The 20,107-nt window shown below is 62.2% G+C and carries 24 protein-coding genes; 10 read left to right on the top strand and 14 right to left on the bottom strand.

Annotated features, from left to right (window positions below):
• Nucleotides 1-2: 2 nt before the first annotated feature.
• Together deoC and NKH70_RS01915 are read right to left on the bottom strand one after the other, a co-directional pair.
• Nucleotides 3-1,052 carry a deoxyribose-phosphate aldolase gene (gene deoC / locus NKH70_RS01920; RefSeq protein WP_352912086.1) on the bottom strand — a complete coding sequence of 350 codons (1,050 nt, stop codon included), beginning with the start codon at nt 1,050-1,052 and terminating at the stop codon, nt 3-5.
• 165 nt (nt 1,053-1,217) lie between these two features.
• A complete protein-coding gene (locus tag NKH70_RS01915; protein WP_352912084.1) occupies nt 1,218-2,045 on the bottom strand; it encodes a ferredoxin--NADP reductase in 828 nt (275 codons plus the stop codon).
• A gap of 218 nt (nt 2,046-2,263) precedes the next feature.
• Between NKH70_RS01915 and NKH70_RS01910 the strand changes: the two genes are divergently transcribed.
• From NKH70_RS01910 to NKH70_RS01900, 3 genes are read left to right on the top strand one after another with little or no spacing between them, the layout of a single operon-like run.
• Entirely contained in the window at nt 2,264-4,348 is a 2,085-nt protein-coding gene (locus NKH70_RS01910) for a hydantoinase/oxoprolinase family protein (RefSeq protein WP_352912082.1), read from the top strand.
• Nucleotide 4,349: 1 nt separating this feature from the next.
• Complete coding sequence (locus NKH70_RS01905) at nt 4,350-6,035, top strand: hydantoinase B/oxoprolinase family protein (protein ID WP_352912080.1); 1,686 nt, start codon at nt 4,350-4,352, stop codon at nt 6,033-6,035.
• Nucleotides 6,032-6,406, top strand: a complete 375-nt coding sequence (locus NKH70_RS01900) for a hypothetical protein (protein ID WP_352912078.1) — start codon at nt 6,032-6,034, stop codon at nt 6,404-6,406. The genes NKH70_RS01905 and NKH70_RS01900 overlap by 4 nt, the downstream gene beginning before the upstream one ends.
• A 60-nt stretch (nt 6,407-6,466) precedes the next feature.
• On the opposite strand, the gene NKH70_RS01895 is transcribed toward NKH70_RS01900, so the two are convergent.
• From NKH70_RS01895 to NKH70_RS01880, 4 genes are all read right to left on the bottom strand, one after another.
• Nucleotides 6,467-7,123: a methionine ABC transporter permease gene (locus tag NKH70_RS01895; RefSeq protein WP_254815748.1), complete on the bottom strand. Its 657-nt coding sequence runs from the start codon at nt 7,121-7,123 to the stop codon at nt 6,467-6,469.
• Nucleotides 7,104-8,201: a methionine ABC transporter ATP-binding protein gene (locus NKH70_RS01890; protein WP_352716206.1), complete on the bottom strand. Its 1,098-nt coding sequence runs from the start codon at nt 8,199-8,201 to the stop codon at nt 7,104-7,106. Before NKH70_RS01890 ends, NKH70_RS01895 begins: the two co-directional genes overlap by 20 nt.
• Nucleotides 8,202-8,305: 104 nt before the next feature.
• The gene (locus tag NKH70_RS01885; RefSeq protein ID WP_352912073.1) at nt 8,306-9,154 is read right to left on the bottom strand and encodes a MetQ/NlpA family lipoprotein; all 849 of its coding nucleotides are present in this window, start codon (nt 9,152-9,154) and stop codon (nt 8,306-8,308) included.
• 345 nt (nt 9,155-9,499) lie between these two features.
• On the bottom strand, nt 9,500-9,799 hold the full coding sequence (locus NKH70_RS01880) for a DUF1236 domain-containing protein (protein ID WP_352912070.1): 300 nt from the start codon (nt 9,797-9,799) through the stop codon (nt 9,500-9,502).
• 204 nt (nt 9,800-10,003) lie between these two features.
• On the opposite strand from NKH70_RS01880, the gene NKH70_RS01875 reads away from it, so the two are divergent.
• Nucleotides 10,004-10,720, top strand: a complete 717-nt coding sequence (locus NKH70_RS01875; protein ID WP_353024823.1) for a DUF1236 domain-containing protein — start codon at nt 10,004-10,006, stop codon at nt 10,718-10,720.
• A gap of 99 nt (nt 10,721-10,819) precedes the next feature.
• Here NKH70_RS01875 and NKH70_RS01870 read toward each other — a convergent pair whose 3' ends face one another.
• Nucleotides 10,820-11,062 carry a hypothetical protein gene (locus tag NKH70_RS01870; RefSeq protein ID WP_023677112.1) on the bottom strand — a complete coding sequence of 81 codons (243 nt, stop codon included), beginning with the start codon at nt 11,060-11,062 and terminating at the stop codon, nt 10,820-10,822.
• A 247-nt stretch (nt 11,063-11,309) separates the two neighbouring features.
• Nucleotides 11,310-11,864 carry a DUF4142 domain-containing protein gene (locus NKH70_RS01865; protein WP_352716216.1) on the bottom strand — a complete coding sequence of 185 codons (555 nt, stop codon included), beginning with the start codon at nt 11,862-11,864 and terminating at the stop codon, nt 11,310-11,312.
• Between the two features lie 233 nt (nt 11,865-12,097).
• Between NKH70_RS01865 and NKH70_RS01860 the strand changes: the two genes are divergently transcribed.
• The gene (locus tag NKH70_RS01860) at nt 12,098-12,340 is read left to right on the top strand and encodes a hypothetical protein (protein ID WP_023677110.1); all 243 of its coding nucleotides are present in this window, start codon (nt 12,098-12,100) and stop codon (nt 12,338-12,340) included.
• Between the two features lie 75 nt (nt 12,341-12,415).
• Here the strand turns inward: NKH70_RS01860 and NKH70_RS01855 are convergent, their stop codons facing one another.
• The gene (locus NKH70_RS01855) at nt 12,416-12,727 is read right to left on the bottom strand and encodes a hypothetical protein (protein WP_352979104.1); all 312 of its coding nucleotides are present in this window, start codon (nt 12,725-12,727) and stop codon (nt 12,416-12,418) included.
• A gap of 309 nt (nt 12,728-13,036) precedes the next feature.
• Here NKH70_RS01855 and NKH70_RS01850 point away from each other — a divergent pair, with 309 nt between their 5' ends.
• Nucleotides 13,037-13,201, top strand: coding sequence for a DUF3309 family protein (locus tag NKH70_RS01850; protein ID WP_023677107.1), 165 nt, complete (start codon nt 13,037-13,039; stop codon nt 13,199-13,201).
• 249 nt (nt 13,202-13,450) lie between these two features.
• On the opposite strand, the gene NKH70_RS01845 is transcribed toward NKH70_RS01850, so the two are convergent.
• On the bottom strand, nt 13,451-13,648 hold the full coding sequence (locus NKH70_RS01845; RefSeq protein WP_292655400.1) for a hypothetical protein: 198 nt from the start codon (nt 13,646-13,648) through the stop codon (nt 13,451-13,453).
• Nucleotides 13,649-14,147: 499 nt separating this feature from the next.
• Between NKH70_RS01845 and NKH70_RS01840 the strand changes: the two genes are divergently transcribed.
• Together NKH70_RS01840 and NKH70_RS01835 are read left to right on the top strand one after the other, a co-directional pair.
• Nucleotides 14,148-14,879: a Crp/Fnr family transcriptional regulator gene (locus NKH70_RS01840; protein ID WP_352716218.1), complete on the top strand. Its 732-nt coding sequence runs from the start codon at nt 14,148-14,150 to the stop codon at nt 14,877-14,879.
• 168 nt (nt 14,880-15,047) lie between these two features.
• Nucleotides 15,048-15,575 (top strand): YciE/YciF ferroxidase family protein, encoded by a 528-nt coding sequence (locus tag NKH70_RS01835; protein ID WP_352979102.1) that lies wholly within the window; start codon nt 15,048-15,050, stop codon nt 15,573-15,575.
• A gap of 138 nt (nt 15,576-15,713) precedes the next feature.
• Here the strand turns inward: NKH70_RS01835 and NKH70_RS01830 are convergent, their stop codons facing one another.
• Complete coding sequence (locus tag NKH70_RS01830) at nt 15,714-16,712, bottom strand: ATP-dependent DNA ligase (protein ID WP_352979100.1); 999 nt, start codon at nt 16,710-16,712, stop codon at nt 15,714-15,716.
• A gap of 30 nt (nt 16,713-16,742) precedes the next feature.
• The gene (locus NKH70_RS01825) at nt 16,743-16,910 is read right to left on the bottom strand and encodes a hypothetical protein (protein ID WP_023677102.1); all 168 of its coding nucleotides are present in this window, start codon (nt 16,908-16,910) and stop codon (nt 16,743-16,745) included.
• Between the two features lie 226 nt (nt 16,911-17,136).
• Here NKH70_RS01825 and NKH70_RS01820 point away from each other — a divergent pair, with 226 nt between their 5' ends.
• Together NKH70_RS01820 and NKH70_RS01815 are read left to right on the top strand one after the other, a co-directional pair.
• Nucleotides 17,137-17,841, top strand: a complete 705-nt coding sequence (locus NKH70_RS01820) for an MgtC/SapB family protein (RefSeq protein ID WP_352716224.1) — start codon at nt 17,137-17,139, stop codon at nt 17,839-17,841.
• Between the two features lie 200 nt (nt 17,842-18,041).
• The gene (locus NKH70_RS01815) at nt 18,042-19,304 is read left to right on the top strand and encodes a DUF763 domain-containing protein (protein WP_352449581.1); all 1,263 of its coding nucleotides are present in this window, start codon (nt 18,042-18,044) and stop codon (nt 19,302-19,304) included.
• 10 nt (nt 19,305-19,314) lie between these two features.
• On the opposite strand, the gene NKH70_RS01810 is transcribed toward NKH70_RS01815, so the two are convergent.
• Together NKH70_RS01810 and NKH70_RS01805 are read right to left on the bottom strand one after the other, a co-directional pair.
• Complete coding sequence (locus tag NKH70_RS01810; RefSeq protein ID WP_352912057.1) at nt 19,315-19,758, bottom strand: PPC domain-containing DNA-binding protein; 444 nt, start codon at nt 19,756-19,758, stop codon at nt 19,315-19,317.
• A 24-nt stretch (nt 19,759-19,782) separates the two neighbouring features.
• Nucleotides 19,783-19,935, bottom strand: a complete 153-nt coding sequence (locus NKH70_RS01805) for a peptide ABC transporter permease (RefSeq protein ID WP_352716227.1) — start codon at nt 19,933-19,935, stop codon at nt 19,783-19,785.
• Nucleotides 19,936-20,107: the final 172 nt, after the last annotated feature.

Here is a 20,107-nt window from a genome sequence, read left to right as displayed (position 1 = left end):
AATCACGCCATCGCGTGGCGATGATTGGCCGAGTAGTGGCCGGTCAGATGATGCTCAAGCTGGCGCTCGATATCGGTCAAAAGGCTCGATGCTCCGAAGCGGAACAGCTCCGGCTCCAGCCACGGTCGGCCAAGCTCTTCCTTCATCAGCACCAGCCAGTCGAGCGATGCCTTGGCGGTGGAAATGCCGCCGGCCGGCTTGAAGCCGATGAGATAGCCGGTTTCCTCGAAATAGGCGCGGATGGCGCGCACCATGGCAAGGCCGACCGGCAGCGTCGCGTTGACGCTTTCCTTGCCGGTCGAGGTCTTGATGAAATCTGCACCCGCCATCATCGCCACCATCGAGGCGAGCATGACGTTGCGCAGCGTGGCGAGGTCGCCGGTGCCGAGGATCACCTTCAGATGCGCCTCGCCGCAAGCGGCACGCATCGAGACGATCTCGTTATAGAGCTCTTGCCATTTCGCCCCGAATACCAGGCCGCGCGGAATGACGACGTCGATCTCGTCGGCGCCGTCGCGGACCGATGCTTCGATCTCCTGCAGACGTGTCGAAAGCGGTGCAAGGCCATGTGGGAAAGCCGTGGAAACGGCGGCGACATGGACGCCGCTGCCGCGCAGCGCCTCGACGGCAGTGGCGACGAAGGGGTGATAGACGCAGACCGCCGCCGGGCGGATCTTTTCACCGGTAATGCCGAGCCCCTCGGCAATGTCTCGGCGGAACGGGTTGACCGCCTTGGCACAGAGCCGGCGCACGCGCTCTTCCGTGTCGTTCGAGTTCAGCGTCGTCAGGTCCATGCAGGCGACAGCGCGCAGCAGCCAGGCGGCCTGGTTATCTGCCTTGATCGAGCGTCTTTTGGTCAGGCTGGCGACGCGGCGTTCCAGCGCCGAGCGGTTGACGCTGCGCACCGATTCCATGAAGCCAAGATCGAGCCTCATGCCGGGATTGCGGGCAATGCCATGGGCCTGCGGCATAGGCGCATTGGCGGCGGGCCGCGCCGGCAGCGGCGTGATCTTGGACGTGCCGAGATCGGTTTCGCGGATTGTGCTGCTCATCTCCTGCCCCTTGTTTTCAGCGACTTATGCCGAAGATAGACCGTGAAGCAGCGCTTCACGAGTCCTTCAAGCGGTCATAGCGGAAAAAGGCAGTCAAGGCAGCCGATTTTTGACCGTATGATCAAAATCAGGATCGCAAACCAGTGGACGCTGAACTGCCGCGTCTCAGCCGACGAAGGCGCGCTCGACGACGAAGCTTGCCGGATGATGCAGCGAGCCTTCCTGGAAGCCGTGGCTTTCAGCCAGCTCCTTGACGTCCTTCAGCATATGCATCGAGCCGCAGATCATGATGCGGTCGGTCTCGGGATTGAGCTTGTCGATGCCGAGATCGGTGTAGAATTTGCCCGAGCCGATCAGTGCGGTGATGCGGCCCATGCGCTCGGAGGTCTCGCGCGTCGTTGAATTGTAGAGCGTGACCCGGCCGCCGGTCAGCTCGCCGATCAGCGGATCGTTCTCCAGTGCGGCCACCAGCTCCTGGCCATAGGTGAGCTCGGCATTGTCGCGGCATGTATGGGTCAGGATAACCTGCTCGAACTTCTCATAGGTATCGGGATCGCGCAGCAGGCTGGCGAAGGGCGCAATGCCGGTGCCGGTCGAGATCATGAACAGGCGCTTGGCCGGGATCAGCGCGTCGACCACCAGCGTGCCGGTCGACTTCTGCCGCATGATGACGGTGTCGCCGATCTGGATTTTCTGCAGCTCCGAGGTCAGCGGGCCGTCCGGCACCTTGATCGAGAAGAATTCGAGTTCGTCGTCCCAGGCGGGGCTGGCGATCGAATAGGCACGGAACACCGGCTTCTCGGCATTGGGCAGGCCGATCATGACGAACTCACCGGAGCGGAAGCGCAGTGATTGCGGCCGGGTGATGCGGAACGAAAACAGCCGGTCGGTATAGTGCTTCACCGAGACCACGGTTTCGGCATAGACATTGGCCGGTATCGGGAACTGCAACGGCCGGGCGCCGGTAGTGTTGAACGCGGATGTGGTGTTCATCAAACCTAACCTTCTGGGCCAGCTCAGCGCCCGCGCCAAATCTTCACCTGCGCGCCCGAACCGGTCAGGTTCCAGCGTGCCGTTTGCACACTCCGAAGCGGTAAGCTCTTGTGTCCGGAATTTATTAGTATACAAACGATATTTGCGTCAAGACGCCGCCGTAAAACAGCTTTCCAAACTGAGGCATGTAAGCAGTTCGGGCATTTCGGGTTTCGACAATGGGACAGAATTTTTCGGCGCAAGCTCTGGATTCGACGGGCAGCGTCGTGGCCGGTATCGATGTCGGCGGCACCTTTACCGACCTGCTTCTGATCGACGGCCGCGACGGTGGCCGGGTGCATATCGCCAAGACCCCGACCACGGTCGACAACCAGGCCTTCGGCGTCGTTGCAGCGCTTGGTGCCACCGGCTTTCCGATCGACGGCATCGACCTTATCGTGCACGGCACGACCACCACAACCAACGCGGTGCTGGAGCGCCGGCTGGCCAAAACCGGCATGATCACCACGCGCGGCTTTCGCGACGTGATCGAGCTAGGCCGGCGGACACGGCCGCAACCCTACGGCATGACAGGCACTTTCGTGCCGATCATTCCGCGCAATCTGCGGCTCGAAGTGTCGGAGCGGGTCGAGGCCTCGGGCGCGGTGCGCATACCGCTCGACGAGGCCGAGATGCGGGCAGCGATTTCAGAACTGATCGAAGCCGGCTGCGAATCCCTCGTCATCCATTTCCTGCATTCCTACGCCAACCCGGCGCATGAGCGGCGCGCGGCCGAGATCGCCGCCGAGCTTTGGCCGAACGGCTACATCACGACAGGCCATGCGCTGCTTTCGGAAGCGCGCGAATTCGAGCGCGGCGTGACCGCTTCGGTCAACGCCTCGGTGCAGCCGATCCTCGAACGCTATGTCGAACGGCTGCGCAAGGAACTGGCGTCAAAAGGCTACGCCCGCGACTTCCTGATCATGAACGGCAATGGCGGCATGATCTCGGCCCGCTTTGTCACACGTGAGTCGGCCAAGACCGTCATGTCGGGACCCGCCTCCGGCGTCATTGCCGCCGCCTATACCGGCAAGCGCGCCGGCTTCGAAAACCTGGTCACCTACGACATGGGCGGCACCTCGACCGATGTGGCGCTGATCCGCAACGCCGAGCCGGCGGTGTCGAACGAGATCGAGATCGAATATGCCATGCCGATCCATGTGCCGATGGTGGCGGTGCATACGGTCGGCGCCGGCGGCGGCTCGATCGCCCGCGTCGATGCGGCCGGCCTGATCCAGATCGGCCCGGAAAGCGCCGGCGCCAATCCCGGGCCGATCTGCTACGGACGCGGCGGCTTGGAGCCGACCATTACCGACGCCAATCTGGTGCTCGGTCGGCTGGCGCCGAAAAAGCTGCTTGCGGTGGAAAACCCGGTCACCGTCGAACGCGTCACCGGCATATTCGAGGACAGGATCGGCCGCGCCACGGGCCTGTCCGGCGTCGAGGCGGCGGGTGCCGTGCTGCGGCTCGGCAACGTGAAGATGGCCGGCGCCATCCGCATGGTGTCGGTGTCGCGCGGCCACGACCCGCGCGATTTCGCGCTGTTCGCCTTCGGCGGCGCCGGGCCGCTGCATGCGACGGCATTGGCGCGCGAGCTCGGCTTGCCCAAGGTGCTGGTGCCGGCGCGGCCAGGCATTACCAATGCGCTCGGCTGTGTCGTCGCCGATCTGCGCCATGATTTCGTTAATACAGTCAACCAGCCGGTGGCGAGTCTCGATGAAACCCAGCTTCACGGAGTATTGGAACGGCACCGAAACGAAGGCGAGGAGCTGGTCGGCAAGGAAGCGGTGAAGCCGGAAATGATCCGCGTCACGCATTCCGCCGACATGCAGTTCGTCGGCCAGACGCATATCATCAACGTGCCGCTGCCGTCGTCTGCGGTGACGCGCGAGGTACTGCAGCAACTGTTCGAGAAGGCCTATTTCGCCCGCTTCAAGGTCGAGCTGCCGGAAATCCGCGCCAATCTGGTCAACCTCAACACCTCGGTGACCGGCGTGCGGCCGGCGATCGATCTGTCCCGGCTGATCGACCCGGCTGGCCGCGCCAAAACGCTCGAAGAGGCGCGGCGCGAAGTCAGGCCTGTCTGGTATGGCGGGCGCTGGTACGACACGCCGGTCTACAGCAGAGAGAAACTGCCGCTCGACGCAACAATCGAAGGGCCGGCAATCCTCGAACAGATGGACGCCACCACGGTGCTGGAGCCCGGCGACCTGGCGCGATCGGATGCCGACGGCAACATCATCATCGATATCGGTAAGGCCTGAGATGGAAAAGCTCGACGCCATCACCCTTTCGGTCATCCAGGCGGCCCTACAGCAGGTCTGTGACGAAATGGACCTGACGTTTTCGCGCGCCGCGTTCTCGCCTGTTATCGCCGAGGCCAATGACCGCTCCGACGGTATCTATTCGGCGCTCGATGGTTCGCTGATCGCGCAAGGCAGCCAAGGCCTGCCGGTGTTCGTCGGCGTCATGCAGTATTCGACCAAAACGGTGATCGAGATGATCGCCGACGGTCGCTGCCTGCCGCCCGAGCCAGGCGATATCTACATCGTCAACGATCCCTATCTCGGCGGCACCCATCTGATGGATGTGCGCTTCGCCATGCCGGTCTATCGCGGCGGCAAAATATTCTGCTGGCTGTCGAACACCGGCCACTGGCCCGACATCGGCGGTTCGGTGCCGGGCGGCTTCTCCGCCTCGGCAACGGCGGTCGAGCAGGAAGGCTTGCGACTGCCGCCGGTGAAGCTGTTCAAGAAGGGCGTGCTCGATCGCGAAATCTACGCCATTATCTGCTCGAACATCAGGGTTGCCGACCAGCGCATCGGCGACATCCGCGCGCAGGCGGCGGCACTGCTGATCGGACAGGACCGGCTCAACGGAATTTTGGATCGTTACGGAGATGAAACGGTGGTCGATGCGATCGCCGAATTGCGGCGCCGCGCCGCTGAACAGATGCGCGTCAACATATCAGCCATTCCGGACGGCATTTACCGGTCGCAGGCTTTCGTTGATTCCGACGGCGTAGTCAACGAGCCGCTGACTATCGCGCTGGCGGTCGAAAAACAGGGCGACACGCTCAGCTTCGACTTCTCGGGGTCGTCAAAGCCCTGCGCTGGGCCGATGAACAGCGTGCTGGCGACTACCTTGTCCTCGGTCTATCTCGCCATGCGGCACATTTTCCCCGACGTGCCGATCAGCGCTGGCGCCTTCGAGCCGCTGATCGTCAAGCGGCCGGAAGGCACCTTCCTCGATGCCAAATATCCGCGGCCGGTGTCGGGCTGCGCAGCCGAAGTCTCGCAGCGCATTGCCGAGGCGGTGTTCGCGGCGATGGTGCAGGCGCTGCCGGACAAAGTGACGGCGGCTCCGGCCGGCTCCAGCGGCAATTTCGCGCTCGGCGGCAACGACCCGGCGCGCGGCCGCGACTACGTCATGTACCAGATTTCCGGCGGCGGCTATGGCGGCAATGCCGGTCACGACGGCCTGACCAATGGCTGCTCGACCATCGGCATTTCAAAGTCGCCGCCGGTCGAGATCATGGAGCAGGCCTTCCCGGTGCTCTACCGCCACTACGCCCTGCGCGAAGGCTCGGGCGGCGCCGGCAAGCATCGCGGCGGTTTTGGCCTCGCCTATGAGGTCGAGATCCTGCGCGGTGACGCCCGCGCCTCCTTCGTCATGGACCATGGCCGGTTTGGCCCGCAAGGCGCGCTCGGCGGCAAAGACGGTGCGGTCAACACGGTGACCGTGTTCCGCGACGGCAAGGAACATGTGCCGCCGCATCTGTCCAAGGAACAGGACATCGCGCTGAAGGCAGGCGATCGCGTGCGCGTCGGCACGCCGGGCGGCGGCGGCTACGGTGACCCGTTGCAGCGCGATTCGGAACTGGTCGCTCGGGATGTCAGGCTAGGGTACTATACGGCAGAGCAAGCCAGAGATCTGTTCGGGATCAAATGAATCCACAAGACAACTTCAAATGCCGTGTCTGCGGCCTCGATCAATCTCCCGATCTGCCATGGGGCGAGAACAGCAAAGAACCCAGCTACATCATATGTTCGTGCTCTGGAGTGGAGTTCGGCTACGAAGACGACGGCCTCGGCAATTGTTTGTCAATTCGCCGGCATTGGGTGGAGGTTCGGCGATGCAAGTGGTTCGCGCCGGAGGATCGGCCGCTCGATTGGGACATGCCCGCTCAAATCAGAGGTATTCCGTTAGCCTATAAAGGCGCAGAGGATGAGCAACTGATCCAGCTATATTTGCAAGCCGGAGAGCCGCCTCTACAAGGCTTGGCGGCGCTGAGCGCGGTGGAGAAGCCGGACCGGCAGTGAGGGTCTCACCGGGTGCTGGCGCATCGCCCAAACCGCAGCGCACCCTCAGTTCAAGCGGCCCTATGCCCTGTGATCCAGCCTCGCGACCAGCCGGTCGCCGGCCCACTGGATGCCGCAGACCAGGACGATCAGGACGATGACCACGGCGATCATGACGGACGTTTCGAAGCGCTGGTAGCCGTAGCGGATGGCGAGGTCGCCCAGCCCGCCGGCGCCGATGGCGCCGGCCATGGCCGAGGCGCCGATAAGCGTCACCAGCGTCACCGTGAAGCCGGCGACGATGCCGGGCAACGCTTCCGGCACCAGCACCTCGCGAATGATCGTCCAGCGGTTGCCGCCCATGGCGCGCGCCGCTTCGATCAGCCCGTGGTCGACCTCGCGCAGCGACACTTCGGCGATCCGGGCGTAGTAGGGCGTCGCCGCGATCGACAGCGGCACAATCGCTGCCCAGGTGCCGATCGAGGTGCCGACGATCAGCCGCGTCACCGGGATCAGCGCAACCAGCAGGATGATGAAAGGCACCGAGCGGAAACCGTTGATGACCGCGCCGAGCGCGCGGTTCACCCACAGGTTTTCGGCGATGCCGCCGCGGTCGGTGGCGACCAGCGCCAGGCCGAGCGGCAGCCCGAAAACCAGCGAGATGAGGCCGGAGGCGGCTGTCATCAGGATCGTTTCCCAGATCGAACGGACGAGAAGCTCAAACAGAACCGGCGACATGGCCAAGCACCTCCACCCGCGCTTGGCGAGCTTTCAAGAACGCGATCACCTCTGCCAGGTGACCTTCATTGCTGCCCGCGACCGCCACGAACAGTGTCCCGACAGGCTGCTGCTGGACGTGATCGATGCCGCCATGCACCAGGCGGAACGAGCCGGGAACTGCCGAGGCAAGATCGGACAAAAGCGGGCTTCGCGCGGCCTCACCCGCCACGTCGATCCTGAGGATCGCCTCCACGCCGGCGTTCTGCGTTAGCCGGCTTGCGATCTCCGCCGGCAATTGCGGCCTGATGCCGCCGAGCAGGCTTTGTGTGATCGCCGACTTCGGATCGGCAAAGACCGACCACACCGGCCCTTGCTCGACGATTCGTCCGGCATCGATCACCGCGACCCGGTCGGCGATCGAACGGATCACCTCCATCTCATGGGTGATGAGCAGGATGGTCAGGCCGAGCTGCCGGTTGATGTCTCTGAGCAAGGCAAGGATGGAGCGCGTCGTCTCCGGGTCCAACGCCGAGGTCGCTTCGTCCGACAGCAGCAGCGCCGGGCGCGCCCCAAGCGCCCGGGCAATGCCGACGCGCTGCTTCTGCCCGCCCGAAAGCGACGCCGGATAGGCTTTCGCCTTCTCCGACAGGCCGACGAGCTCGAGCAACTCGGCAGCGCGCGCCAGGCGTTCGGCTCTGGGCCGGCCTTCGATCTTGAGCGGCAGCGCTACATTGTCTTCGACCGTCTTGGCGGACAGCAGATTGAAATGCTGGAAGATCATGCCGATGCGCCGGCGCAGCGGCTGCAATTCGCGCTCGCCGAGCCGGCTGATGTCGCGGCCTTCGATGAAGACCTGTCCTGTATCCGGCCGCTCCAGGCCGTTCAGACAGCGTATCAGCGTCGACTTGCCGGCGCCGCTGCGGCCGATGATGCCGAGGATCTCGCCCTGGCGCACGCTGAGCGATACGCCGTCCAGCGCCGCCGTAGCGCCGAAGCGGCGCTTCAGCTCGACGAGGCGCACGACATCGTCCGGTCCGGTGGAACGGCTGCCGATGGGATGCATGATCTCGGTGGCCGAGGCGAAATGCTGGTTCATGAAAATTCCTGTCTCGCGATCCACAAACGCGATCGCGGTCCGCGTTGCAACACGGACCGCTTTCCTCATGGACCGGGCTTCAGCACCCGGACCGGTTCGGCAAATCAATAGGCGCTGATGCCGGTTCCCTTGTAGACCCGGTCGAATTCGGCCTTCACCTTTTCGTTCTGATAGGAGGCGACCAACGTCTTTACCCAGGGCTGGTTTTCATTGCCGGCCTTGACCGCGATGAAGTTGCGGTAGGGATTGTCGGCCACCGCCTCCTGGGCGATGCGGTTCTCCGGTGTGAGGCCGCTTTTAAGCGCCCAATCCGTGTTGACCACGGCCCCGTCGAGATCTTCCACCGAGCGCCCGACAATGCCGGCGTCAAGCTCCTTGACGACCAATTTCTTCGGGTTTTCGGCAATGTCGGTCGTCGTAGCCAGAATGCCGGTGCCTTCCCTGAGCTTGATCAGACCTTCGCTCTGCAGAACGCGCAGTGCGCGGCCCTCATTGGACGGGTCGTTCGGCACGCCAATGACGGCGCCTTCGGGCAGGTCGGCAATCTTCGTGTACTTCTTGGAATAGAGGCCGATCGGCCAGACCCCGGTATAGCCGACCGGGACGATGTGATAGCCCTGCGTCTTGATCTGGTTGTCGAGATAGGGCTTGTGCTGGAAGGCGTTGGCGTCGATTTCGCCACGCTCGAGTGCTTCATTCGGCTGGGTGTAGTCGTTGAACACCACGGTCTCGATCGTCAGCCCCCTCTCCGCCGCCTGGGCGGTGACGACGCGCCATACATCCTCATCCTCGCCGCTCATGATGCCGACCTTGACCGCCGTCTTGTCTTCGGCGAACGACGGCGCAGCAAGGCCGACAATCGCAACCGCCGACGCGAAAAGTACAGCCAGACCGGCGCGCCGGTTTATACTTGCGGAGAGAAATGAGAGCAAAGTGTTGGTGTTCCCAGACATGATCTATCCCGTCGGTTCTGAAGTCGTTGCGGCCAAGCGGAGTGCCAAGCCTTGCCGGCATCATCGGGAATGCTGACCGTCGGATCAAAGCACCGTATTTCCCGCGAAATGCCAAGCCAGGAATATTCTCTCAAAGTTTCGGGCCTGGCGAGCACAGGGCGTGCTGGGATCATGCGTTCCAAGCCAATGCTGGCTCAGAAATTGTCCGGCTGTCGTCTCCGCTATGAGGCCCGCCGTGCTTCGAAGCGGCGGGCCTTTCTGCGTCCGAATGCCCAACACGGGCAGCAGTTTGGGATGTCGACAATGCTGGACGCGCCGCATGTCCCTTCAAAGCGACGCGCTTGCTCACTCGATGACCTTTACAATCCTGCGCGAGCCAGGATCGACCAGGACGGTCCGATTGTCGACGACGACATAGCGGTATTTGACGTCGGGAACCTCATGAAGCTCGACGGTATCGGGCAGGGTCGAGCCGACATTGAGCTCCACGCCGGGAAGCTGGACGGACGCCAGAGGCTGCTTTTTCACATACTCGCGTACGATCGTCTCCTGCTGCGGTTCGATGACCACGTCCTGAGCGGCAGCGGCGCCAATACCCGCAAGCAGCAAGAACCCAGCCGCGGCTGCCGAAAGATGCATTCTCATGATCGTCTCCTTTCGTCGTGAGCCACCTCTGCGCTGCGCCGCGTCATGCCGTTCGCAGCGGGGTCGCTATAGGCCGGTAACGTCATCAGGTGGAGCTTGTTCCGCCACTCGGATCGCTTGCCGTTTCGCTCCATTGGTTTGGAACAAAATTTTTTAGCCGCAGTTTTACGCGGTGAAGGGACGCATTTTCCAAGGAGATCTCTCATGAAAGGCGTTCTGATCACCAGCATGCTAGCAATCAGCGTCAGCTGCGGAGCTGCACTTGCCCAGACGCAGCAGTCGACCGACGACCAGTCCGGCGCCAATTGCGCAGCCGGCGCTGCCAATTGCCAGAATGGCGCCAAGATGGACGAGCAGGCTCAGGGCAAGGCCGGCGCTGCGACTGATCAACAGGCGCAGGGCAAACCGAAGCTGAAGACCGACGAGCAGGCCCAGGGCAAGGCCGGCGCTACGACTGATCAACAGGCGCAGGGCAACAAGAAGCTGAAGACCGAAGAGCAGGCCCAGGGCAAGGCCGGAACCACCACTACCGAGCAGGCCCAAGGCAACACGAAAATGAAGACCGAGGAGCAGGCTCAGGGCAAGACTGGGACCACGACCACCGAGCAGACTCAGGGCAATGCCTCGACGCAGACGCAAGACCAGAGTTCGACCGCTTCCATCAACAATGTGACCGTTGAACAGAAGACGGAGATCACGCAGGTCATCAAGGAGACGAACGTCCAACCCGTTTCCAGCGTCGATTTCGACATCTCTGTCGGCATCGAGGTTCCGCGGAAGAAAGTCCGGCTGCATCGTCTGCCGGCGCGCACCGTCAAGATCGTTCCGGCTTACGAAGGCTATGAGTATTTCGTGCTCGCCGATGGCCGGATCGTCATCGTCGACCCGAATACCTACAAGATCGTGATTATCCTGACTTAGTTGTGGCCAGATGGTTTGATTGAACCAAAGGGTCCGTCGCGCAGGTCGCGTGGCGGGCCTTTCCGCATCTCCTCGCTCCGCGTCTGCTGCAATCGCAGATCACGGTCCGTCCTCGGGGCGAGGAGTGAGCACGGTGTGATCGATGGTGTCGGGCAGGCATGGACTGGGCACGCAGCTTGTTCGGACTGACGCGGTGGTCATGGCATCGATATCCGTAACCAGCACCATTCTCGCGTAGTGCCGCGGCCACAGCGGCTCTCCAAACAGGACGAAGACGCCGCCAATCATCAAGGCCAGCAACATGAGTGCCGTAACATTTGCAAATATCTCGCCGTAGCGCATGAAGGCAGCCTGTCCCGTTCGGAAAGCGATTTCAGCCTATGACAGCGGCGACCAGGACGGTGCCGAAAGCCGGCGCTACTATCCTTGAGGCCTCGCGAATGCCGCCTTCCATTGGATCCTCCCCGAACAAGCCGGATAAATAACGGCACTCTCGGTGCTTTGTTCCCGGCCGTGTGGCCGGACTACAGCCGCTTTACACAGGTCGTGTGTGGGGCGGCCTTTCGTTTGCAAAAGGCACTCCTCGCTCTCATTGATGCGCGGCAGCGAGGTCCTTGACATGACGTTCGTGCATTTGCAGCACCGGCAGCGTCTTCTTGGCAAACTCCTTCATCGCCGGATCGTCGCCGGAATTTGCGTAAGCGGAAAACAGCGCCACCGCTTCCTTATGCGCCTGGGTCTGCATGTCGATATATTTCGATTGGAAGCTGTCACCGCTGGCCTCCTTAAGTTGGTCGAGCAGCGCCTGGTGCTTGGTGTCCAGCGACGGGCCGGCTGGCGCGGTGGCCGAAGTCGTCTGACCCCTGCTGAGCGCCGCCTTGAAGTCCTCGCCGGCCTTGGTGTGGTCCGTGACCATTTGCGCCGCGAATGCCTTCACGTCGTCGGCAGTCGCCTGCGTCTGCGCAAGTCGGCTCGATTCGATTTCGAATGTATTGGCGATGGGCACGGTCTTGACGAACGTCGCGGTGTCAACCTTGCTCATGGTGTCGGTCGTTAGAGGCGTCAGCGTCGCCGATTGAGCAAAAGCAGCCAAAGGCGCGCCGGCCATCAGCGCTGCCGCAGTGATGGATAGAAGTGTTTTCATGGAAGTTCTCCGAGGCCGATGTCATCCCTCCGATGGCTCAACGCGGAAGCTGCGGCGAGGTTGCCTGATCGCGGCGGCCACAGCCGCCGCGACGCCAAACAATGGTTTGGAAACGCAAAACAAAAGACGCCGGCCGGGTCGTGGAAAGTGCAACGCAAGCCGCGAGATCGTACGGAATCGTACAAGCTCTTTCGCTTTGCCGCAGTCTTGCTATCGTTGGCTGGGAGAGATGGGTGGAGGCTTCCGTGGGGCAGATCAAGTCGCCGCTAGGAATCGGTATTGACACCGACGCTGCCGTTCATACCATCATGGCCGACTATCATTCCGGCGACATTCTCTCGACCACCGTCGTCATAGCCGATTTGCGCAAACGCTTTCCCTGGTTCCGGCAAACCGACGAGGAGCTGGTTGGCTTTATCGTTCGGGCGCTGGACGGTCGGGATATCGCGGTCAGCTTCGACCACCGCGGCCGTTAGGCTGATTTTACGGCAAAACCAGCCGGCCGCGGATCCTATGCTCCGCGGCCTCGTCAGGCTGTGATGACCGGGCGCTTACTTGCCGCAGTGGTTGTCGTTCACCGTCGGCGCCATCGTGTCCCGAGCCTTGCCGGTCGCATCGGGCAGAGCCCCCTGCGGGCCCGGCGGGCAATTCCGGTCGGCATTCGAATTCGTCGTTGAGAAATCGCGAATGCTGTTGGTGATGGTCGAATCCGTGCCGGTGTCAGGGCCGCCATTATCCGGGACTACGACCGTCCGCCCGCTACCGTCGGCAGCGGCTCCGGAGGGGTCGCCGACGTTCTGGGCCATCGCTGACGTGGCCAGACCGATCGTAAGCGCCGAAGCTGCGAGAATTTTCGTGAGCATGATGCTTCTCCTTTTTACGAGGGTCGTCGCGTTGCGACTACGAAAACAACCGTTCGAGCTGGCGAAGGTTCCGACAAATTTCCTATGAAATTCAGCATGTTCTCAGGTGTTCAAGGTGGCCGGCATGCCATTCTCCGCGGGCACGCATCTATGGACTTTTCTAACGGCACAACCCGGCATTTTGCTCGCCGCATGAGCGTACGCCTTACCGTCCCGCCGGAACAGGAATGCTCCTTGCGAGTTCATACCTTTGTACAATGCGACGCGCTGATGCGAATGGCGGCAGCGCAAACAAGGAGAGCAGACATCATGGGCCTTGGAACCATTCTCATCATTATCTTGGTCCTTGCCTTGCTTGGCGGCTTCAGCGGCTTGGGCGGCGGACCGTTCTATGGCACCGGCTATTACGGTGGTGGCGGCCTCGGCCTGGTGTTGCTTATAGTCATCATCCTGGTCCTGCTTGGGCGCATTTGATGTATGTCGCGCAAAAGTGTGCAGCGGTTTTGTGATAGCGACATGCATAAAACAGGAACCTAAAGCGCGTCGCATGGGGCCGGTCGAGCGCGACGCGCTTTAGTGTCACGCTCACGACCAAACACCCGGCGCTTGGTAACAAGCGCCGGGCGTTTTGTCGTGAAGAGACAAGATTTCCATGATCCTTGGCTAAAAAGGGCGACCCGGTGCCGAACCTTTCGGCAACGAGGACACCACCATAGCAGCAGCTTAGTGTTGGCGATCGGCGGCCAGCGCTTCTTTCAGATCGGCGCTGAGCACACCCTCGTTGAACAGCGACATGATACGGGCGGCCAACCGCTCGCGGACAGGACTGTCGTCCGCAACACCCAACTCGCGGCAGCAGTCGTCGAGCGCTTTTTTCAGCACGCTCAGTTCGGCTGGAGTTGCTGCACCTTGCATCGACATGCCATCCTCCCTTGAAAGGGCGAAAGCGCGAAGCGTCTTTCAAGCGTCCACTCGCCATGTCTGTGTGGACGACTCCAATTCAATTAGCGCCGCTCTCTTCCAAACTCAATGTACGGAAATTACCAAGCAGACAGTTTGGGAACGACTGCCTTCCACCTGCATTGTTGCTGCGATCCAACCCACCCCTCATTTGGATCACTGGGCGTAGCCCACGACGCCCGAATGGAGCCCGTTGCATCCCTCGCGACGGGCTCTTTCGCGCCCGATGATCTCAATTGTCGTTTTCGTACCAAACTGTCTTTGGTACGTTTCCAACTCTAACTTTCAGTCGGATGTTTTCGTAGGCAAGCGGCAGGAGAAACTGCCGTGCATCGATTCATTTTTTTATTTAGTAGGCTCCATACCTTTCAGTGCTTATATGAGCGCTATCGTCCGCAGGTTATACCGGGCGCGGACGGCTGGGAGATAAAAAAGCTCTTGCCCTGTTTTGGGGCGAGCTATGTCTGATCCAGCAATTTCCAACAAAAACCTATACAAAAACAAGCTGTTGCGCCGGATGAGCGCCGGCGATTTCGCATCTCTCGAGCCGCACATCGAGCGCTGTTCGCTGGAGTTACGGCAATCGCTCGAAGTGTCCGGATCGCCGATCGAGGCCATTTATTTCCTCGAGGACGGCATCGGTTCGGTGGTTGCGAAAATGCCGAACGGCAGCGATGCGGAAGTTGGCCTTGTCGGCTTGGAAGGTATGACCGGCTCGGCTCTGATAATGGGCGACGACCGTACGGTCCATGATTGCTATGTGCAACTGGCGGGAGAAGCCGCCAGGATAGATGCCGAGCCATTCAAGGCAGCGCTGACGCAAAGCCCGACGCTGCGCCTGTTCTTGCTGCGCTACGTGCAATATCTGCATGTCCAGACTGGCTATACCGCGCTGGTCAACGCGCGATCGAAACTTGAAGACCGGCTGGCGCGCTGGCTGCTCATGTGTGACGATCGGGTGGACGGCGGCCGGCTGACGATCACTCACGAATTCCTGTCGATCATGCTTGGCGTAAGGCGCCCGGGCGTCACGGTCGCGTTGCAGCTGCTTGAGGGGCGAGGGCTCATCCGGTCCCGCCGCGGCGAAATTATCATTCGCGATCGCGATGGTCTCGTCGCACTGGCGGATGGCGGCTACGGCCTGGCCGAGGCCGAATATACCCGCCTGGTCGAGCATATCGGCGAGCGCTGACGGCGCTTTCCTGGCCGATTGCTGCCGCAGGTTGAGGCCCCTTGCGACACTACACGGCGGGTCGGAAAATTTTCAAAGCTCCCGGACCGTCAGGGAACTTGTTTCCCGTCGGTGGGTTATCGGACGCCTCTACTTTGCGAGGCGGCACCAACCATTGGGGAGAGGATCATGGTGACTACGAAAAAGGCCGCGAAGACGGCAAGCAAGGGCCTTGAGGATCTGTTCCTCGACGGGCTCAAAGACCTCTACTACGCCGAGAAGAAGATACTGAAAGCGCTGCCCAAAATGGCCAAGGGCGCGGAGTCGGAAGAAGTGACCGCCGCCTTCGAGAAGCACCGCATGGAAACCGAAGGACATGTCGACCGCCTGGAGGAGGTGTTCGAGAAATTCGGCAAGCCGGCCCGCGGCAAGACCTGCCCGGCGATTGACGGCATCATCGAAGAGGGCTCGGAAATGCTCGAGGAGTATAACGGTGCTCCCGCGCTCGACGCCGGGCTTGTCGGTGCGGCGCAGGCCGTCGAGCATTACGAGATCGCTCGCTACGGCACTTTGATCGCGTGGGCGGAAGAACTTGGCAAGAGCGACGTTGTCGAGCTGCTCAGGGCAACTCTCAAGGAAGAGGTCGCGACCGACGAAGCGCTTTCCAAGCTCGGCGAAAGCGGTGTCAACGAACGCGCAATGCAAGAAGCCGCTTGATCTACCAGATCGCCTCCGAGCCTCGGCAATGGATTGCCGAGGCTCCGCTAGTGCGGCGAACCAGCGAATTCTGCATTGGTTCCGTCGTCGTCGGCAGGACGGGGCAGCAAGAGCTTGAATCGGTGCCTCGGGACGGACTTACTCGATCTGCTCGAACGTGCATTGCCGCGGCTGCTTGTCCGGCCGCCAGCGCAACAGCTTGGTTCCATGCCGGAACCGGTCGCCTGTCACATGGTCGAAACGAACCTCGACCACCAGTTCAGGCTTTATCGGTTCCCATTGTCCGCTGCGGTCCGTACTCCAGCGGCTTGGTCCGCCCGGCGCCTTGCCGGTGAAACCCGGTTTGGCCCGCAGTTTTTCCAGCCGTCTGGTCAGCGCCGCCCTGTCGTCCTTGCCGATGGTCGAGGTGAACCCGACATGGTCCAGCCTGCCTTCGTTGTTGTAGAGGCCGAGCAGCAGGGATCCGACTTCGTTGCTGCCGGCGAGATAGCGAAAGCCGCCGACCACGCAATCCGCCGTGCGCAGCCGCTTGACCTTGACCATGGCGCGCTCGCCGGGCCGGTATGGCCCGGCGATCAGTTTTGCAACGACACCGTCGGTCGAGCCGTGGCCGGCGCCCTGCAGCCAGCGCTCGGCGGTGGCGGCGTCGTGCGTATATTTAGACAGGTGCAGTTCGGGCCGTGCCGCCGACGCGACAAAGGCCTCAATCGCCTGCCTCCTGCTGGTGAGAGGCTCTTCGATGATGATCCTGCCGCCGGGTTCGGCCAGCATGTCGAACAGGACCAGCATGGCAGGCGTCTCCAGGCTCAACTTGCGGATCCTGCTTTCGGCTGGATGAAGGCGCATTTGCAGGGCCTCGAACGAGGACGATCCGTCGACCTCGATGACGATCTCGCCGTCGGCAACAAACCGCCGCGAGTTCACATAGCGCAGCACCACGACCAGTTCGGGAAAATAGCGGCCAAGCGGCTTGCCCGATTTTGCACGCAGATCGACGGCATCGTCGCCCTTGAACACGAGGCAGCGGAACCCGTCCCATTTCGGTTCGTACTGCCAAAGCCCGTCACCGCCAGGAATTGCATCGGCGGCTTTGGCTTCCATCGGACGAAGGTCGAGCGGCAACGGAAATGCGGTCATGGCTGGTCCGCGCCGCCGCTGAGGCATTCGCTACCGCCGTCGGCCATTCCCCTGCGCCCCGCTTTCCCGCCTCGGCACCTTGCGGCCGGTTTGGTCGGGTGAAGGCGACCGCGGATCGACCTCGTCGGACCCACCGATCTCCTTGGTGATGCGATAGGCCAGATAAGCGACGGCTCCGGCAAGCAGCAAGCGGACCATGACTGCAAATCCTTCGTTGGCGTGAACCCACCAACCCACAGGCCGAAGGTTTTGTTCCGCCGCTGCCGATCGCCGGAGTGAATCGTCGGCGGCGCAACCAAAATCCAAGCGCATCGTTTGTTGCTTATCGACGAAAAGAATTTGCGATGAAGACGCTCTTGCCCTTGTTCGCTTTGACCCTGGCGCTATTCCTGGCCAGCAGCGCTTGGCCTGACGGGTGACCGCGATGCTTCTCGTTGTTCCGGTCTGGCAGGACATCGCGGCACGACTGCTTCTGACCGCGCTCGCCGGCCTGTTGATAGGCCTCAACCGCGAGGCGCGCGGGCACGCGGCGGGGCTACGCACCACCGTGCTGGTCGGATTGGCCGCCGCCATCACAATGATCCAGGCCAGTATTCTGCTCGAGACCGTTGGCAAGCACCCGGATTCGTTTGCATCGATGGACGTCTTGCGCTTTCCGCTGGGCGTGTTGACCGGCGTTGGCTTTATCGGCGGTGGCGCCATTCTTCGCCGCGGCAATCTTGTCAGCGGGGTCACCACGGCGGCCACGTTGTGGGTGATGACGGCGATCGGATTGGCTTTCGGTGGTGGCCAATACGGCTTGGGCGCGGCCGGCACGGCGCTGACGCTGGCCACCTTGCTGGTCCTGAAATGGGTGGACCTTCGAATGTCGCGCGAACACCATGCCCAGTTGGAACTGACGTGGAAGGCCGCGGCTCGACAGGAGCTCGATGCGCTCATCGGGCCGCTTGGCTACCAGGCACGCCTCGTCGCAATAGAGAGGCGCCCAGATCTCAAGGACCCTGTGTTCTCGTTCGAGATCAGTTGGAGGCGGCCCGACACTGGCGCACCGCCAATGGATCTGCTGGCATCGGTGGGCGAGCATTGCGAGATCCAAAAGTTTGATCTCCTCAGCGAGCCTGCCCGCTAGAGCGGTTCATCGTTTCACGGAAACGCCGAAACGCTCTATCTCTTTGTTTCTGCGCAATCCCGGACGGAAAACCGTTCACACTTTTCCTGGAATTGCTCTAGCGGCTCGCAACGATCGCGGCCTGAATCAGGCCATCGCTTCTTCGCGGCGCTTTCGATACCTATCTGTGGAGGCAGGACTCAAGGAGCAAGCAAGAGAGCGTGGCACAGCGATCGGGAAGTGCTGATCTTCCACTTCACGGCGGACGCGTGCCGAAATGGCTCGGCGACCGCATGACGCGGCTTGGCGCGGTCATGTGCGAGGCGATCATCCACCATTACGGCCGCGATGAATTGCTGCGCCGGCTGGCGCATCCGTTCTGGTTCCAGTCCTTTGGCGCCGTGATGGGGATGGACTGGCACTCTTCCGGCATCACCACCAGCGTCGTCGGTGCGTTGAAGCGCGGCCTGTCGCCGCTTTCCGGCGAACTCGGCATCCACGTTTGCGGCGGCCGCGGCGCGCATTCGCGCAAGACCCCGCACGAGCTTGCCCTGATCGGCGAGCGTGTCGGCCTCGACGGGCAAGGCCTCGCGACTGCCAGCCGGCTTGTCGCCAAGGTGGACAGCGCCGCGGTCCAGGACGGTTTCGATCTCTATCTGCACGGCTTTATCGTCACCGATGACGGCAAATGGGTGGTGGTGCAGCAAGGCATGAACGGCGACAGCAAGGTGGCGCGCCGCTATCACTGGCTGTCCGAGGGCCTGAAGAGCTTTGTCGACCAGCCGCATGCTGCCATCGAGGGCGCCAACCAGGGCGAGATCGTCAACCTGACCGACCGCCGCGCCGAAGCGTCGCGCCAGGGACAACTGGACCTTCTGCACGACCTTGGACCGGATCGCATCGTGAGGGAGCTTGCCGCTTTGGAGCGGGGTTCGGCGCCAGCGCCGGAGCCGGCACAAAAGCTGCTGCCGCATCTGGTGATGCCGGCGCACCACGATGTACGCGAAAGCGATGTCGTCATGCGCCGCCTGCACGGCAACATCGCGGCGGCGGCCGAGCGCGGCCCGACAGATTTCGCCGGGCTTCTCCTGGTGCCCAATGTCGGCGCGCGCACGGTGCGGGCGCTGGCGCTGGTCGCCGAAGTGGTGCATGGCGCGCCGTGCCGTTTTTCCGATCCAGGGCGTTTCTCGCTGGCGCATGGCGGCAAGGACCGGCATCCGTTCCCCGTGCCGCTGAAGGTCTATGACGAGACGATCGGCGTGCTGAAGTCGGCTGTCCAGAAGGCCAGGCTCGGCCGTGACGAAGAGATCGGCGCGTTGCGGCGGCTGGACGACCAGTCGCGGCAGGTCGAGCGCTATGTCACCGGCCCAAGCCTGAAGGAAATCGTCGCCGGGGAGTTCGAGCAATCGCATCTGCTCGGCGGCCGCAGCGTCTTCGGTTGGGAGGTCGTACCCGAAACGGCCGCGGTCAAATCAACGAAGTGATCGGCTCGGATCAAGCCTCCAAGTCGATCAGGGCGACGCCGAGTTCGGGACGGTGCCTGCGGCGCAGATGGCCAGGCGTCTCCACCAATGTGACCTCGAGCGTCGGCCGCACGATGCCGTCCAACAGATGACCGCCCCTCGTGGTGCCGTCACTCAATCCAAGGACTGCGTGGACGTGCAGGCTGGGCCTGCCGTCGTCGCCGATGGCAACATCGCCGATCGCGCTCAGCACTTCACACTGTTCCCGAACGGGGATTTTCCGGTAGGTCCTTTCCCCAGGGTCGAACCAGCCGACGGTCGCTCTTTCGAAAGCGCCGAGCGCGGTCAGCGCCGCACTGCCAATGTCGTTGTCGACGGCAAAGGACGTCAGCTGGGCAAACGCCTCTTCGCCCGGATCGAGCACAATGACGAACGTTCTCTGTCCGGCGCTTTCGGCAACAAGCTGTGATTTCATGATTTCGCTCCAGCCGTCAGGAATTCAAATCCACCACACCAGCAATGCCAGCAAGACGAGACCCGCCAGGCCGGCGATGAAAATGATCCGGCGCGCCCGCGTCCGCAGGATGATCTCGCCCTGCCGCGCCTGCTCCGCCGAAAAGACAGGACCATCCTTGTCCCGGTCGTTGCTCATCCATCGTCTCCTTCCGGGCAATTATTCGGCATTGAATGGATCTGGCGCCCGATAGAACACAATCTCGTTTGGCGGATGAGGTTCCACGATGGACCATCGACGATTGGAACCGACTGGGACCCGGTCTTCTGCCGGCTCGGGACGGAGATCGACCACGAGGTGAACCCAGCCG

The organism is Mesorhizobium sp. M0991, from assembly GCF_040318915.1.
Taxonomy (GTDB): Bacteria; Pseudomonadota; Alphaproteobacteria; order Rhizobiales; family Rhizobiaceae; genus Mesorhizobium.
This window is presented reverse-complemented; position numbering and strand designations above follow the sequence as displayed.

Coding starts and splice junctions, on each gene's coding strand:
- NKH70_RS01830 (WP_352979100.1), bottom strand. CDS start 16,712: ATGACCGCATTTCCGTTGCCGCTCGACCTTCGTCCGATGGAAGCCAAA.
- NKH70_RS01865 (WP_352716216.1), bottom strand. CDS start 11,864: ATGAAAACACTTCTATCCATCACTGCGGCAGCGCTGATGGCCGGCGCG.
- NKH70_RS01900 (WP_352912078.1), top strand. CDS start 6,032: ATGAATCCACAAGACAACTTCAAATGCCGTGTCTGCGGCCTCGATCAA.
- NKH70_RS01910 (WP_352912082.1), top strand. CDS start 2,264: ATGGGACAGAATTTTTCGGCGCAAGCTCTGGATTCGACGGGCAGCGTC.
- NKH70_RS01885 (WP_352912073.1), bottom strand. CDS start 9,154: ATGTCTGGGAACACCAACACTTTGCTCTCATTTCTCTCCGCAAGTATA.
- NKH70_RS01840 (WP_352716218.1), top strand. CDS start 14,148: ATGTCTGATCCAGCAATTTCCAACAAAAACCTATACAAAAACAAGCTG.
- NKH70_RS01835 (WP_352979102.1), top strand. CDS start 15,048: ATGGTGACTACGAAAAAGGCCGCGAAGACGGCAAGCAAGGGCCTTGAG.
- NKH70_RS01895 (WP_254815748.1), bottom strand. CDS start 7,123: ATGTCGCCGGTTCTGTTTGAGCTTCTCGTCCGTTCGATCTGGGAAACG.
- NKH70_RS01855 (WP_352979104.1), bottom strand. CDS start 12,727: ATGCTCACGAAAATTCTCGCAGCTTCGGCGCTTACGATCGGTCTGGCC.
- NKH70_RS01870 (WP_023677112.1), bottom strand. CDS start 11,062: ATGCGCTACGGCGAGATATTTGCAAATGTTACGGCACTCATGTTGCTG.
- NKH70_RS01810 (WP_352912057.1), bottom strand. CDS start 19,758: ATGAAATCACAGCTTGTTGCCGAAAGCGCCGGACAGAGAACGTTCGTC.
- NKH70_RS01875 (WP_353024823.1), top strand. CDS start 10,004: ATGAAAGGCGTTCTGATCACCAGCATGCTAGCAATCAGCGTCAGCTGC.
- NKH70_RS01820 (WP_352716224.1), top strand. CDS start 17,137: ATGCTTCTCGTTGTTCCGGTCTGGCAGGACATCGCGGCACGACTGCTT.
- NKH70_RS01850 (WP_023677107.1), top strand. CDS start 13,037: ATGGGCCTTGGAACCATTCTCATCATTATCTTGGTCCTTGCCTTGCTT.
- NKH70_RS01890 (WP_352716206.1), bottom strand. CDS start 8,201: ATGAACCAGCATTTCGCCTCGGCCACCGAGATCATGCATCCCATCGGC.
- NKH70_RS01905 (WP_352912080.1), top strand. CDS start 4,350: ATGGAAAAGCTCGACGCCATCACCCTTTCGGTCATCCAGGCGGCCCTA.
- NKH70_RS01825 (WP_023677102.1), bottom strand. CDS start 16,910: ATGGTCCGCTTGCTGCTTGCCGGAGCCGTCGCTTATCTGGCCTATCGC.
- NKH70_RS01880 (WP_352912070.1), bottom strand. CDS start 9,799: ATGAGAATGCATCTTTCGGCAGCCGCGGCTGGGTTCTTGCTGCTTGCG.
- NKH70_RS01845 (WP_292655400.1), bottom strand. CDS start 13,648: ATGTCGATGCAAGGTGCAGCAACTCCAGCCGAACTGAGCGTGCTGAAA.
- NKH70_RS01805 (WP_352716227.1), bottom strand. CDS start 19,935: ATGAGCAACGACCGGGACAAGGATGGTCCTGTCTTTTCGGCGGAGCAG.
- deoC (WP_352912086.1), bottom strand. CDS start 1,052: ATGAGCAGCACAATCCGCGAAACCGATCTCGGCACGTCCAAGATCACG.
- NKH70_RS01915 (WP_352912084.1), bottom strand. CDS start 2,045: ATGAACACCACATCCGCGTTCAACACTACCGGCGCCCGGCCGTTGCAG.